Below are 14,065 nucleotides of genomic sequence, written 5' to 3'. Positions count from 1 at the left end.
GGCGCGCCTCACTTCTGCCCGACGAGGATCTTGTCGAGCCCGAAGGCCCGGTCGAGCACCAGCATGGCGCCGGCGGTGAGCGCGATCATCAGCGCCGAGACGGCGGCCATCATCGGATCGATCGATTCCGTCGCGTACATGTACATCCGGACCGGCAGCGTCACGGTCTGCGGCGAGGTCACGAAGATCGACATGGTCAGCTCGTCAAAGCTGTTGATGAAGGCGAGCAGCCAGCCGCCGGTGATGCCGGGCAGGATCATCGGCGCGGTGACGCGCCGGAACACCGTCAAGTGCGAGGCGCCGAGCGTCATTGCCGCCTGCTCGGCCGAGCGGTCGAGCCCGGTGAAGGAGGCCATCACCAGCCGCAGCACATAGGGCGTGACGATGATGACATGGGTTGCGACCAGCCAGGCGAAGCTGCCGGTCGCGCCGATGAGTGCGAAGAGCCGCAGGAAGGCGACGCCGAGCACGAGATGCGGGATGATCAGTGGCGAGAGGAAGAGCGCGTTCAGCGCATCACGGCCGGGGAACTGGTAGCGGTCGATGGCGAGCGCCGCCGGCACCGAGATCGCGACCGAGAGCGTCGCGGCCAGCGTCGCCAGCCACAGGCTGTTGACGAAGGAGGCGACGAAATCGGGATGCGCGAAAATCTCGCGGAACCAGCGCAGCGAGAGGCTGGTGGTCGGGATCGAGAGCGTGTTCTCCGGGGTGAAGGCGACGAGGCAGATGACGACGAGCGGCGCCAGCACGAAGGCGACGACGAGGCCGTGGAAGAGGAGCGCGACGGGGCCGTTCCTGTGCATGGCGCTCACCCCAGGGTCCGGCGGGCGCGGCCTTCGACCACGCGGTTATAGGCCAGCATGATCAGGAGGTTGGCGGCGAGCACGATGATCGCGATGGTGGCGCCGAGCGGCCAGTTCAGCTCGTGCATGTATTCGTCGTAGACCAGCGTCGCGGCCATCTTCAGCCGGCGGCCGCCGAGCAGGCCGGGAATGGCGAAGGCCGACGCCGAGAGCCCGAAGACGATCAGGCTGCCCGAGAGCATGCCGAGCGAGACCTGAGGCAGCACGACCCGGCGCAGCGCTGTGAAATGCGAGGCGCCCAGGCTCCAGGCCGCAGCCTCGACCGCCGGATCGAGCTTCTGCAGCGCCGTCCAGACCGGGATGACCATGAAGGGCAGCATCACATGGACGAGGGCGATGACGATCGCCGTCTCCGTGTAGAGCAGTCGTGCCGGCCCGAAACCCAGCGCCTGAAGCGCCTGGTTCACCAGCCCGGTCGAGCCGAGCAGCATGCTCCAGCCGAAGGCCCGGACGACCACCGAGACCAAGAGCGGCCCGATGATCACCAGGAGGAAGACCGAGCGCCATGGATCGCGCATCCGCGAGAGGATGTAGGCCTCCGGCGCGCCGATCAGCGCGCAAATCAGGGTCGTCAGCGCGGCGAGGCGCAACGTTCGCCAGAAGATGCCGAGATAGTAGTCGTCCGACAGCACCGCCGCGTAATGGGCGAGGGTGAACTCGTTCTTGATGCCAGTGCTGTGGTCGAAGGCATGGAAGCTGAGGATCACCGTCAGCACCAGCGGCAGGATGACCAGCGCCAGGAAGAACAGGGCGCCGGGGCCGACCAGGAGCCAGGGCGTGCTCGTGGCGCGCGCGCTGCTCATGCCGCGGCTCCCCGGGCCGCCAGCGCCTCGACGCGCAGGCTGGCCGGCGCCCAGTCGAGGGAAACTGCCGTGCCCTGCCGTGCCGGCTCGTCGCCATCGTTCGGTACCGAGACCGAGAACGGGCCGGCCGGGGTTTCGACGGTGAACAGCCAGTAGCTGCCGAGGAAGAAGCGATGCAGGATCGTGCCGTCGAGCCGGCCCTGGCCCTGCGGCCGCAAGGCAATCTTCTCCGGCCGGATCGAGAGCGCGATCGCCTGTCCCTCCGCGAAGCCGCCGGCTTCCGTCGGGAGCGTCACGCCTGCGACCTCCGCGGCGCCCTTGCGCCAGACGCCTTCCAGCCGGTTCATCTTGCCGACGAAGGAGGAGATGAACGGAGTCGCTGGGCGCTCATAGAGCCGGTAGGGCGCATCGATCTGCGTCATCCGGCCCTGTTCCATCACCACGACGCGGTCGCTGATCGAAAGCGCCTCGGCCTGGTCATGGGTGACCATGATCGTGGTGGTACCGACGCTCTGCTGGATGCGGCGCAATTCGAACTGCATCTCCTCGCGCAGTTTTGCGTCGAGATTGGAGAGCGGCTCGTCGAGCAGCAGCACCGGCGGCTGGATGACGAGGGCGCGGGCGATGGCGACGCGCTGGCGCTGGCCGCCTGAGAGCTGGCGCGGATAGCGCTCGGCGAACCGGGCGAGATGGACGAGGCCGAGCATGGTCTTCACCCGCTCGTCGCGCTCGGCCTTGCCGACCTTGCGCATCTCGAGGCCGAAGGAGACGTTCTGCGCCACCGTCATGTGCGGGAACAGTGCGTAGCTCTGGAAGACGATGCCGAGCCCGCGATGATTGGGCTTCTGCCGGGTGATGTCGCGGCCATCGAGCCGGATCGTGCCGGCGCTCGGCTCGACCAGCCCGGCGATCATCTGCAGCGTCGTCGTCTTGCCGCAGCCGGAAGGGCCCAGCAGCGAGACGAATTCCCCCTTGTCGACGGCAAGGTCGACATCCTGCACTGCAGCGAGATCACCGTAGATCTTGCTCAGCTTCTCCAGCGTCAGGAAGCCCATCACCACTCCCGCATGGTGTGCCCCGTTATCGGCCGGGGCTTGTGAACGCGATGGCGAAAAAAAGGCGGCAGGGTACCAATTTCGTCAATCTGGAATTTCATTGAAGAGAATTTTTGTTTTAATAATTCCGTTATATGAAATTAATTGGCTTAGAGGTGCTCGCAAATTATCGTGTCGCGATGAGCGATTCGCCCGAGACCGTCTCCAGCCTGCGCCGCGCGCTCGGCCTTTTGCGCTTGCTCGCCGGCGGGGATCCGGCTGGTATCCGTCTGAAGGACCTCGCCGACATGGCCGGCAGCAGCCAGCCGACCGTCCATCGTGCCCTGCGCGACCTGATCGCCGAGGGCTTCGTCGAGCAGGTCGCGGGCGGCAAGCGCTACCGCATGGCGCTGGACTTCTTCGTACTGGCGGCGCGGGCCGGGCAGGCCGGCGGCCTGCGCGAGCTCGCCCGGCCGGTGCTGCTGCGCCTTTCCGCGACGCTGAGCGACACGATCTTCCTCTTGGTCCGCAATGGCTACGACGCCGTCTGCCTCGACCGGATCGAGGGACCTTTCCCGATCCGCTCCTTCACCGGCGATATCGGCGGCAAGGTTCCGCTCGGCCTGGGGCAGGGGAGCCTCGCCATCCTCGCCCATCTGCCCGAGGCCGAGCGCGAGGCGGTGATCCGCTTCAACATCCCGCGCCTGCTCGACCGTGGTTTCCTCGATGAAGCCGGCCTGCGCATGGCGCTGGCGAAGGCGCGCGAGCAGGGCTGGGTCAATCTCAATACGGGCCTGATCCAGGGTATGGCCGGCGTCGGCGTGCCTGTTTTCGATGCCGAAGGGCGAGCGGTCGCGGCGCTCAGCGTTGGTACCCTGGCCGAGCGCCTCGGCGAGGAGCGCCTGCCGGGCGTCGTCGGCATCCTGAAGGCCGAGGCGGCATCGCTCGGCGCCGGGCTGAATCCGTTCGACATCGCCCTGCGCTATCCCTCGCGCAGCCTCAGCGTCGTCGCCGACCAGATCGGCGCGGAGATCGCGGCGTCGCCTGAGCGCTCGGGACGGAGCCAGCCATGATTCTGGTCTGCGGCGAGGCGCTGGTCGATCTCTTCGTCGGTGCCGCCGAAGGCGGCGAGGTCCCGGCCCGCGCCGTCGCGGGCGGTTCGCCCTTCAACGTCGCGATCGGTCTTGCCCGCCTCGGTGTGGCGGCCGGCTTTCTCGGCGGGGTTTCGCGTGACCATTTCGGGCAGATGCTGGCCGGGCGCCTGGCAGCGGAAGGGGTCTATACGGGCTTTCTCGTTCGCAGCGAGCGGCTGTCGACCATTTCGGTCGTTGCCACCGGCGCCGATGGCCAGCCGAACTACGCCTTCCATGGGGAGGGCGCGGCGGACCGCTCGCTCACGCCGGCCGAGATGCCGCAAACCCTGCCTGCGGAGGTCGAGGCGCTGACCTTCGGTTCCTATTCGACGGTCGCCGAGCCGGCAGCCTCGGCGCTGGCGGCCCTCGCCGAGCGCGAGGCCGGAAGGCGGGTGATCAGTATCGATCCCAATCTGCGCCCCGGCGTAGAGCCCGACATGGCGCGCTGGCGCGCCATGGGCGAGCGCTTCTGCCGCTGCGCGACCATCGTCAAGGCAAGCGACGAGGATGTCCGCCTCGCCTGGGAGGGCGGCTTCTCGCTCGACGATGCCGCCCGGTACTGGCTCGATTGCGGTGCGGCGCTGGTCGTGATCACGCGCGGTGCCGAAGGCGCGGTTGCATTTTCGCGCGCCGGCACGGTCGCCGTCGCGGCCCGCCCTGCAGAAGTCCGAGACACGGTCGGCGCCGGCGACAGTTTCCATGCCGCGCTGCTGGCGCAGCTTTCGCAGACCGGAAGGCTGCGGCGTGATGCCATCGCGGCGCTGGCACTGCCCGAGATCGAGGAATTGCTGCGCTACGCGGCCGCGGCGGCCGCGATCACCGTCTCCCGCCGCGGTGCCGATCTTCCGGTCGCCGCCGAAATCGACACTGCGCTTGCGGCCGGGCGGAGCTGAACACTCTTCAGGCCGCAGCCGTCGCGAAATCCGCGGCCTCGTTGAAGGCGTCGAGCGTCCGCTCCGGCTTCAGCGCCTCGCAGGTTGCAGCATTGCCGAAGCCGTAGCGGGCCCAGAAGGCGGGCACGCCGATATTGCGGGCGAAGCGGATATCGGTCTCGGTATCGCCGAGCATGAAGGTCTGCTCAGGGCGAATATCGGGAAAGCGCGGCGCGATCAGACTGTGATAGCTGTCGGGGCAGGGCTTGCGGACGAAACCGGGGGCATCGCCGATCACCATCTCGAAATGCCCGTCTATGCCGAAATGCTCCAGAGCGGGTGCCAGTGACGCCTCGCCCTTGTTCGAGAGCACGATGCTGCGGCAGCCCGCCGCCGAGAGGCTTTCCAGCCCCTCGCGCACGCCCGGGAAGAGCTCGGTGAGGGCGAGGCCCTCGCCGCCATTGTAGATCTCGCGATAGCGACCGGCCCAGGCCGCGCGCTGCGGATCGTCCGGCTCCAGCCCGAGCAGCCCGCCGAAGAGGTCGCTCGCGACCGCGCCGCTGCCGATCGCGACGTCGACCACGGCCGCGTCGGGCGCCGGCCGGTCGAAGGAGGCGAAAGTCAGATCGATGACATGGCGGACCGCGCCATGCGTGCTGCAGATGGTGCCGTCGAAGTCGATGATCGCGAGCTTGAACACGGTTCGGCTGGCCCTTTCCTGGCTGGTCGGTCCCCGGCGGCGGCGGGCCTGACTCTATGGCTCGTCATTCGCGACGATGAGTTCACAGCCGGCTTCGCGGATCATCCGCGTCGTTCCCGCCGGTGGCTGTCGATCGGTCACCAGGGTGTTGATCTCGCTGAGATGCCCGAGGCGGGACATGGCGGCGCGGCTGAACTTGGTGTGGTCGGCCAGCAGCACGGCGCGCCTGGCATTGCGCAGCATGGCGCGCCCGACCACGGCTTCGTCGTCGCGATATTCGAGCAGATTGCCCTCGGAATCGATGCCGCCAATGCTCGTCATGTGCAGGTCGCAGCGATAATTCTCGATGAAGGCGGCGGCGTGCATGCCGCCCATGGCGCGGTTCTGGCCGAGCCACATGCCGCCGGTGATCAGGATCGAGATCTCCGGGCACTTGTCGAGGATCGAGGCTGCCGCGGTCGAGTTGGTGACGACGCGCAGGCCGCGCGGCCGCTTCTCGGCGATGGCCTTTGCGAGCGCGTCGACCGTGGTGCCGGGCGTCAGGAACAGCGAGCTGCCCGGCGTCACCAAGGCCGCCGCGGCGCGGGCGATCGCCGCCTTTTCGCTGGCGGTCTCGACATGCCGGAAATCGTAATCGGCGTTGACTGTGCTGAGATTGGCGCTGGCCCCGCCATGGTGGCGGCGCAGGTAGCCGCGGTCCGACAGGTCCTGCAGGTCGCGCCGCAGGGTCTGCGGGGTGACGTTGAACGCCGCCGCCAACTCCTCGATCGCGGCGTATCCGCGCCGGGAGAGGATGTCGAGAATCTCGCTATGGCGTTTGCTCAGCTGGGCCATGACAAGCGGTAAGGAGCACATTTCGTCCCGCGTCAAGCGGAATGCGCGTTTTCGAATATCGAGGTTGCGAAAAGGAAAGATTGCTGCATCATCCCGCTTCGTCGCCATCCTGGTCGACCTGTCCGTCGAGCATCCGGGATTTGCCGGCGCCGGCCCGGCGGTCGCCGCAAGCGGGAATCCCGGTTCGATGAAACGCAAGATCGTCTGCGTCGGAAACCTCGTCCTCGACGAGGTCTTCCAGGTTGCCTCCTTGCCGGCTTCCGGCATCAAGACCGGCGTTCTCGCCTATGAAAAGCGCTATGGCGGGCCGGCTGCGACGGCGGCGGTGGCGATCTGCCGCCTCGGCGGCACAGCATCCTATTGGGGGCGTGTGGCGGACGACCCTGCCGGCGAGGCCGGCATCGCCGCGCTGCGCCAGCATGGCGTGGATTGCGGCGGCGTCGCCGTCCTCCCCGAAGGCCGGACCCTGCGCGCCATCGTGATGGTCGACGCAAGGGGCGAGCGCAGCATCGTCTCGGACCGGCACGGCCTGTCGCTCGATGGCTCGGTGCTGCCGGAAGATCGGCTGGACGAGGCTGGAGCCGTGCTCGTCGACAGCCGCTGGCCGGCCGGGGCGCTGATCGCGCTCGATCGCGCGCGAGCCGCCGGCGTCGTCACCGTGCTCGACGCCGATGGCGGTACAACCGCCGACAATCAGGCCCTGATCGACCGGGCCGATCATGTCGTCTTCTCCAGCGAAGGCCTGCGCGACCATGCCGGCGAGGGCAGCCCGGAAGAGTTGCTGCGCCAATGTGCCGGCGACGCCTCCAGGGTCGTCGCGGTCACCCGTGGCTCCAGCGGCAGCCTCTGGCTGATCGACGGCGAAATCGTCGCGGTTCCCGCCTTCCGGGTCGATGTCGCCGACACCACTGGCTGTGGCGACACCTTCCACGGCGCCTATGCGCTCGGGCTCAGCGAGGGGCGTGATCCGATCGCAGCCGCCCGTTTCGCCTCGGCTGCGGCGGCCGTGAAGGCGCAGCGCGGCCGCGGCTGGGACGGCATGGGCGATCGCGCCGCGATCGAGGCGATGCTGGCATCCGGCGCGGTCCATCCGGTCTGATCCGAGCCCGAAGGCCCTGATTGCGCTCGCAAGGATTCTCGCTGGCGCTTTCAAGCCAGGCGCGAAAGGTCGAGGCGTGCTTGGCTCTGGCCGAGATATGTAAGAAAACGAAAATAGCGCTTGCGATATCGAAACGCGCATGCATCACTAGGCGCAGAAAAGAAGAATTTCGGGAGGCCGGATCTTTCGACCTTCATCATCGGCCGGGTGCGGCAGGGCTTGCGAAAAGTGCGCGGGCCTTGCGGACGCTGCCCTGGCGGCGATCGCTGCGTGTCGCCTGTTCTAGGCGGCGGAGCTGCGACGCATCGGTCGATCGATCGGACGCTGCAGGCGCCTGTCTGCGACGGCGCGAACCTGTGATTATAGCCGGCTAAGGAAACAGCATTCATGGCGTGCTCCTCAATCACCGAACTCCTGGCGGATCTGAAGGCGATCAAGGTCGACCTCTCGGGCCCCAACCCTGATTTCTCGAAGAGCCAACGGCCGCCGGACGAGATGATCGACCGTTGGGCCGAGACCGCGGCGATCGCCGAGCCGGAGACGCGCGCCGTCGCGATCTGGGCGATCCGTGAGGCGGCGCTCGCCGCCGGCATCGTGCCCTCCTCGGTGCAGGAGCTCTATCTCGCCTGCGCCGCAGGAAAATGGTCGGGCAAGACCGTGCCGGCGATGAACCTGCGCGGCTGGACCTATCATACCTGCCGGGCCGTGTTCCGGGCCGCTAAGGAACTCGACTCCAAGCTGTTCATCTTCGAGCAGGCCGTCGGCGAGGCGCTCTATGCCCAGCAGCCGCCGATCGAATACGCCGCCGGCGTGCTCGCCGCGGCCCTGCGCGAGGGCCATGTCGGCCCGGTCTTCCTGCAGGCCGACCACGACCAGATCAACGCCAAGGCTTATCTCGCCGACCCGAAGGCGGAGGTGCGCAAGCTCGAGAACATCATGCGCGAGCAGGTCGCGGCCGGGCTCTACAGCATCGATATCGACGCCTCGACCGTGGTCGACCTGGCCCTGGCGACGGTCGAGGACCAGCAGCGCGTCAACGCCGAGCTGACCGCCCACTTCACCGAGTTCGTGCGCGGCATCGAGCCGGAAGGGATCACGATCTCCCTCGGCGCCGAAATCGGCGAGGTCGGCCACGAGAACACGACGCCGGAGGAGTTGCGCTCCTTCATGAAGGTCTATCTCGAGGAGATGGCCAAGCGCAGCAGAAAGCTGCCGATCGTCAGCAAGATCTCGATCAATTCCGGCACCTATCACGGCGGCAAGGTCCTGCCGGACGGCACGCTGGCCGCGGTCAATGTCGACTACGAGCTGCTGAAGACGATCTCGACCATCTGCCGCCAGGACTACAACATGGCCGGCGCGGTCCAGCACGGCGCCTCGACCCTGCCGGGCGAGCAGCTCGCCATGCTGCCGAAAGCGGAAACCGTCGAGGTCCACCTCGCGCTCGGCTTCAACAACCTGATCTTCGACCACCCGAGCCTGCCGCAGGCGCTGCGCGACCAGATCCGCGAATACACCTTCGCCAACCACGCCAATGAGCGGGCCGAGGGCGAGACCGACGCGCAGTTCTTCTACAACACCCGCAAGAAGTCCTGGAAGGTGATGAAGAAGCCGTTCTGGGAGATGCCGGCCCAGGCCCAGGCCGACATCATGAAGTCGCTCCAGGACATGTTCCGCAACATGTTCACCTGGATGAATGTCGGCGCAACGAGCAAGCTCGTCACCGACAACACGACGCTCGTGAAGGTCGCGCCGCCGGTGCCTGAGGCGCTGCGCAAGGCCCGCGCGGCCTGAAGGAGGACGATGGACGACGGCGCGCCCGCAACGACGGGCGCGCCCGCTACCCGAAGGCGCCGAACGGCGCTCGCGGACAATGATAATCAACCCGGGAGGAAACGATCATGGATCTGCAACGTAGGTCTTCCTTGCTGAAGTTCGCGGCGCTGTCGCTCGCCTCGATGATCAGCCTGCCAACGCTGGCGCTTGCCCAGCAGAAGGAAGTGCGCTGGGGCCAGTGGAAGGGCACCGAGGTCGGCGAGAAGTTCATGGGCGAGCTTAAGGCCGCCTTCGAGAAGGACCATCCCGACATCAAGCTGACGCCGGTCGATTCCCCCTTCTCCGGCTTCCATGACCGCGCCATCGTCCTGCACCAGGCCAAGAAGCTGCCCGACGTGCTGCTCGTGCAGGTCGACTGGGTGGCGGAGTTCGCCGATCTCGGCATGATCGAGCCGATCGACGAGCGCATCGCCAAGGAGCCGAAGGAGTTCTTCGGTAACATCCCCGTGACCTTCCACCAGAAGTGGCGCGGCAAGCAGTACTATCTGCCGATCGAGAGCGGCGCGGTCGCGCTGTTCTATAACACGGACCTGTTCAAGGCCGCCGGCCTCTCTGGCCCGCCGAAGACCTGGGACGAGTTCGCGGAATACTCCCGCAAGCTGACCAATCCCGACAAGCGCCAGTTCGCGATCACCGGAACGCTGCAGGGTGAGCCGCCGACCAACATGACCTACGAGATATACCCGCTGCTGCTGCAGGCCGGCGCCAAGATCATCGACGCCGAGACCAACAAGGCGGTGTTCAACAGCCCTGAAGGCGTTGCCGCCATCGAGTGGTATGTCGACCGCATCAACAAGGACAAGGTCTCCGTTCCCGGCGTGCTCAGCAATGGCGAGAAGGAGAAGCGCGCCAACTTCGCCTCCGGCAACGTCGCCATGATGTTCGAGGGGCCCTGGGGCATCGCGATCCAGAAGCAGCTCAATCCCAAGCTGAATTACGACATCGCCCCGCTGCCGGTCGGCAAGACCAGCGGCACCATGGTGCGCGGCTCGCTGAACACCATCTCGTCCCAGGCTCAGGACAAGGACGCGGCCTGGACCTTCATGAAGTGGATGTCCGGTCCGAAGGGCATCGAGATGTGGGCCAAGGGCACGGGCGCCTTCCCGGCCCGCACCGACGTCTCCAGTCAGGACTGGTTCAAGGAGCGCACGCTCTTCCAGGCCTTCGTTACCCAGATGGCGGCGGCCAACGCCAGCTCGCCGTTCCTGGTGATGCCCAACGCCGTGCAGATGAACAAGATCATGAGCACGGAAATCCAGAACGTCGTGCAGGGCAAGAAGACCGCCAAGCAGGCTCTGGATGATGCCGCCGCCGAATGGAACAAGATCTTCGCCGCGGCCGCGAAGTAACGCCCATCCGTCCGGGAGGGGCGTTCGCGCCCCTCTCCCATCGTACAGGGGCCGCCTGCCCGAAAAAGACGGGTAGCGGCCCCGCATGATCGGCGTGCCATGCTGACTTTCAAACAGAAGTATCGCGAAGAGCTCCTCGCATTGTCCTTCCTGTGGCCGGCGCTGCTGATCCTGGTCGCGCTGCTGGTCTATCCGCTCGGCGACGTCGTCCGCCTGAGCTTCTATGACAGCAACCTCCAGCGCGAGGTCTGGGTCGGGCTCGGCAACTATGTCGCGCTGTTCAACGACCCGCTGTTCTGGAAGGCCTTCATCCAGACGGTCGTCTTCACCTTCTTCAGCGTGGTGCTGCATCTGGTGATCGGGCTGGCGCTCGCGCTGCTGCTCAACATGCATCTCAACGCCACCTTTCGCAGCCTGGCGCGCGGCCTCCTGATCGTGCCCTGGCTCCTGGCGCCGACCGTCGCGGGCATGATCTGGGTGCTGATGCTGCAGCCTTTCGGCGTCTTCAACGGCCTGCTTGTCTCGCTCGGCCTGCTCGATCCGAACGGCACGATCTCCTGGCTCGGCGACCCCTCGACCGCGCTCGGCTCGGTCACGGCGATGAACGTCTGGCGCGCCTTCCCGTTCTTCATGGTGATGTTGCTCGCCGGCTTGCAGGCGATCCCGAAGCAGCTCTACGAGGCCGCGGAGATCGACGGCGCGACGCTCTGGGAGCAGTTCTGGCACATTACCTTGCCGCAGCTGCGCGGCGTCATGACGACCATCGTGCTGCTCGACTCGATCTGGACCTTCCGCGCCTTCGATCCGGTCTACGTCATGACCGGCGGCGGCCCGGCCCATTCCTCGGAAGTGCTGGCGACGGCGATCTATTTCGACGGCTTCCAGAAGCTGAAGTTCGGCTACGCCTCGGCACAGGCCGTCGTGATGTTCGTCGTGCTCTTCATCGTCAGCGCCATCTATGTGCGCCGCACGATGCGCAACGTCTAAGCTCTACGGGAAAAAGCGATGCCTATGGTCATTTCGGGCAGGCTGGGCCAGCGGGGGCGCGAGCGCCTGCTCAACACCACGGCCTACGCCCTCCTTATCCTGGCGATCCTGATCGTCTTCTTCCCGCTCGCCTGGATGCTCTCGGTCTCCTTCCGGCCGAACATCGAGGTGATGCAGATGCCGCCGGACTGGCTGCCGCAGATCTTCACGCTCGACGGCTACAAGAAGATTTTCACGACGCCGCGCTATCTCGTCGTCTTCCTCAACACGATGGTGATCTCGCTCGTCGTCACCCTGCTCTCGCTCGTGCTCGGCGCGATGGCCGCCTATGCGCTGGCGCGCTTCAACTTCGCCGGGCAGCGCGCCGTGCTGATGTTCCTCATCACCACGCAGATGTTCCCGCTGGTGCTGCTCTGCATTCCCTATTTCCGGATCTTCATCACCTTCGGGCTCTACGACACGCGGACCTCGCTGGTGATCGTCTACCTGACTTTCACCCTGCCGTTCTGCATCCTGATGCTGCGCAGCTACTTCATCAACATTCCCCGCGACATCGAGGAAGCCGCGATGGTCGATGGCTGCTCGCGCCTCGGCGCGATTTTCCGGACCCTGGTGCCGATCTCCTATCCGGCCTTCGTCGGCGCGGGGCTCTACACCTTCCTGCTCGCCTGGAACGAGTTCCTCTTCGCGGTCGTCCTGATCGAGTCCTGGGAGAACCGCGTGTTGACCATGGCGATCTACAGTCTGATGGCCGAGTTCGTCACCGACTGGAACGCGATGATGGCCTTCTCGGTGCTGGCGAGCCTGCCGCTGGTCGTCGCCTTCATCTTCCTGCAGCGCTACATGGTCCAGGGCATGACGGCGGGGGCTCTGACCTCCTGACCACGCCGGCGTTGGGCCGACCGCCACCTCCCAAACTGCGCGCCGGTCCGGCTTCGGGCCGGCGCGGTTCTTTCTCGGCCCTTCACCAAGCCCCTCCGCAAGGTTAGGGATGAGAGGCGTGGCCGCCGCCGGTGGCAGCGCGACCGCGAACCGCAATCCGCAAGCCCGGGAAACCCGCCGTGAGCCGCCTCGTCTATGTCCTGAACGGTCCGAACCTCAACCTGCTCGGCAAGCGCCAGCCGCACATCTACGGCCATACCACCCTGGCCGATGTCGAGGCCGAGTGCCGGGCGCTGGCGGACGAGCTGAAGCTCGAATTGCGCTTCCACCAGAGCAACCGCGAATACGAGATCATCGACTGGGTGCACGAGGCCCGCGAGACCGCCGGCGGCATCGTCATCAACCCGGCCGCCTTCACCCACACTTCGGTTGCCGTGCTCGACGCGCTCAATGCCTTTGACGGACCGGTCTTCGAGGTCCACATCTCCAATGTCCACAAGCGCGAGGCCTTCCGGCATCATTCCTATGTCTCGCTGCGGGCGGACGGTGTCATTGCCGGCTTCGGCACCCAGGGCTACTCGCTTGCCCTGCGGCGCCTCGCCACGCTGATCGACGGCAAATAGGGGAAAGCCGATGAAGCCAGTCAGACTAGCAGTCATCGGTGCCGGTCTGATCGGCAACCGGCATGCCCAGCACATCGCGGCCGAGCCGAGCCTCGAGCTCGCTGCGATCGTCGATCCCTCGCCGAGCGCCACGTCGCTCGCTTCGTCGCTCGGGACGAACTGGTTCCCGAGCTTCGCCGAGATGCTGGCGCGTGCCCGGCCGGACGGCGTCGTCATCGCGACGCCGAACAACCTGCATCTCGCCAATGGCCTCGAAGCCGCCGCAGCCGGTCTCCCGGCGATCATCGAGAAGCCGCTCGCCGACAGCGTCGCGGCGGCGCAGCAACTGGTCGCGACGTTCGAGAAGGCCGGAATCCCGCTCCTCGCCGGCCATCACCGGCGCTACAACCCGATGATCCGCAAGGCCAAGGAGATCGTCGAGGCCGGGCGGCTCGGCCGGTTGCTGACGCTGCATGGCAGCTTCTGGCTGATGAAGCCGGACGACTATTTCGACGTCGCCTGGCGGCGCGAGAAGGGCGCCGGCCCGGTGATGATGAACCTCAGCCACGACATCGACCTGTTCCGCTATCTCTGCGGCGAGATCGCCTCGGTGCAGGCGCAGGAATCGAACATCGTCCGCGGCAATGCCGTCGAGGAGACGGCGGTGATCATCCTGCGCTTCGTCAATGGCGCGCTCGGCACGGTCAACGTCTCCGACTCGGTCGTCGCGCCCTGGAGCTGGGAGATGACCACCGGCGAGAACCCGGTCTACCCGCAGCAGCAGGATCAGTCCTGCTACCAGCTCGGCGGCACCCATGGATCCTTGACCGTGCCGCAGCTCGAGCTCTGGTACAATCCGGGCAAGCGCAGCTGGTGGGAGCCGCTGCGCCGCGAGCGCGTGCCTTTCGTCGCCGAGGATCCGCTGCGCGTCCAGGTGCGCCATTTCGGCGAGGTCATCCGCGGCGAGGCCAGGCCCATCGTCTCCGGTCGCGAGGGGCTGGAAACGCTGAAGGTGATCGAGGCCGTCAAGCAGGCCGCCAGCACCGGCGCCGTCGTCACGATCGGCTGATC

At 66.5% G+C, this 14,065-nt stretch carries 14 protein-coding genes; 9 read left to right on the top strand and 5 right to left on the bottom strand.

From position 1 onward, the window contains the following. Positions 1-8 precede the first annotated feature (8 nt). From RKE40_RS00255 to RKE40_RS00245, 3 genes are read right to left on the bottom strand one after another with little or no spacing between them, the layout of a single operon-like run. Positions 9-803: an ABC transporter permease gene (locus RKE40_RS00255; protein WP_316016453.1), complete on the bottom strand. Its 795-nt coding sequence runs from the start codon at positions 801-803 to the stop codon at positions 9-11. Positions 804-808: 5 nt separating this feature from the next. After that, entirely contained in the window at positions 809-1,666 is an 858-nt protein-coding gene (locus RKE40_RS00250; protein ID WP_316016244.1) for an ABC transporter permease, read from the bottom strand. Continuing rightward, positions 1,663-2,721 (bottom strand): ABC transporter ATP-binding protein, encoded by a 1,059-nt coding sequence (locus tag RKE40_RS00245; protein WP_316016243.1) that lies wholly within the window; start codon positions 2,719-2,721, stop codon positions 1,663-1,665. The genes RKE40_RS00250 and RKE40_RS00245 overlap by 4 nt, the downstream gene beginning before the upstream one ends. A gap of 179 nt (positions 2,722-2,900) precedes the next feature. Between RKE40_RS00245 and RKE40_RS00240 the strand changes: the two genes are divergently transcribed. Together RKE40_RS00240 and RKE40_RS00235 are read left to right on the top strand one after the other, a co-directional pair. Beyond that, positions 2,901-3,773: an IclR family transcriptional regulator gene (locus RKE40_RS00240; RefSeq protein WP_316016242.1), complete on the top strand. Its 873-nt coding sequence runs from the start codon at positions 2,901-2,903 to the stop codon at positions 3,771-3,773. Continuing rightward, entirely contained in the window at positions 3,770-4,726 is a 957-nt protein-coding gene (locus RKE40_RS00235; protein ID WP_316016241.1) for a carbohydrate kinase family protein, read from the top strand. Before RKE40_RS00240 ends, RKE40_RS00235 begins: the two co-directional genes overlap by 4 nt. A 7-nt stretch (positions 4,727-4,733) precedes the next feature. Here the strand turns inward: RKE40_RS00235 and RKE40_RS00230 are convergent, their stop codons facing one another. Further along, positions 4,734-5,405 carry an HAD family hydrolase gene (locus RKE40_RS00230; protein WP_316016240.1) on the bottom strand — a complete coding sequence of 224 codons (672 nt, stop codon included), beginning with the start codon at positions 5,403-5,405 and terminating at the stop codon, positions 4,734-4,736. 54 nt (positions 5,406-5,459) lie between these two features. After that, positions 5,460-6,239 carry a DeoR/GlpR family DNA-binding transcription regulator gene (locus RKE40_RS00225; protein WP_316016239.1) on the bottom strand — a complete coding sequence of 260 codons (780 nt, stop codon included), beginning with the start codon at positions 6,237-6,239 and terminating at the stop codon, positions 5,460-5,462. Between the two features lie 187 nt (positions 6,240-6,426). Between RKE40_RS00225 and RKE40_RS00220 the strand changes: the two genes are divergently transcribed. The 7 genes from RKE40_RS00220 to RKE40_RS00190 all read left to right on the top strand — a co-directional run bounded on the left by RKE40_RS00220 (position 6,427) and on the right by RKE40_RS00190 (position 14,063). Continuing rightward, entirely contained in the window at positions 6,427-7,338 is a 912-nt protein-coding gene (locus tag RKE40_RS00220) for a PfkB family carbohydrate kinase (protein WP_316016238.1), read from the top strand. 387 nt (positions 7,339-7,725) lie between these two features. Then, a complete protein-coding gene (locus RKE40_RS00215) occupies positions 7,726-9,132 on the top strand; it encodes a hypothetical protein (RefSeq protein ID WP_316016237.1) in 1,407 nt (468 codons plus the stop codon). A 107-nt stretch (positions 9,133-9,239) separates the two neighbouring features. After that, positions 9,240-10,523, top strand: a complete 1,284-nt coding sequence (locus RKE40_RS00210) for an ABC transporter substrate-binding protein (protein ID WP_316016236.1) — start codon at positions 9,240-9,242, stop codon at positions 10,521-10,523. A 99-nt stretch (positions 10,524-10,622) separates the two neighbouring features. Next, positions 10,623-11,510 carry a carbohydrate ABC transporter permease gene (locus tag RKE40_RS00205; protein ID WP_316016235.1) on the top strand — a complete coding sequence of 296 codons (888 nt, stop codon included), beginning with the start codon at positions 10,623-10,625 and terminating at the stop codon, positions 11,508-11,510. Between the two features lie 18 nt (positions 11,511-11,528). After that, positions 11,529-12,392: a carbohydrate ABC transporter permease gene (locus tag RKE40_RS00200; protein ID WP_316016234.1), complete on the top strand. Its 864-nt coding sequence runs from the start codon at positions 11,529-11,531 to the stop codon at positions 12,390-12,392. A 179-nt stretch (positions 12,393-12,571) separates the two neighbouring features. Further along, positions 12,572-13,015 carry a type II 3-dehydroquinate dehydratase gene (aroQ, locus tag RKE40_RS00195; protein WP_316016233.1) on the top strand — a complete coding sequence of 148 codons (444 nt, stop codon included), beginning with the start codon at positions 12,572-12,574 and terminating at the stop codon, positions 13,013-13,015. Between the two features lie 10 nt (positions 13,016-13,025). After that, positions 13,026-14,063, top strand: coding sequence for a Gfo/Idh/MocA family protein (locus tag RKE40_RS00190; RefSeq protein WP_316016232.1), 1,038 nt, complete (start codon positions 13,026-13,028; stop codon positions 14,061-14,063). Positions 14,064-14,065 lie beyond the last annotated feature (2 nt).

The sequence above is a fragment of the Allobosea rubneri genome (assembly GCF_032464875.1).
In the GTDB taxonomy this organism is placed as follows: Bacteria; Pseudomonadota; Alphaproteobacteria; order Rhizobiales; family Beijerinckiaceae; genus Allobosea; species Allobosea rubneri.
This window is presented reverse-complemented; position numbering and strand designations above follow the sequence as displayed.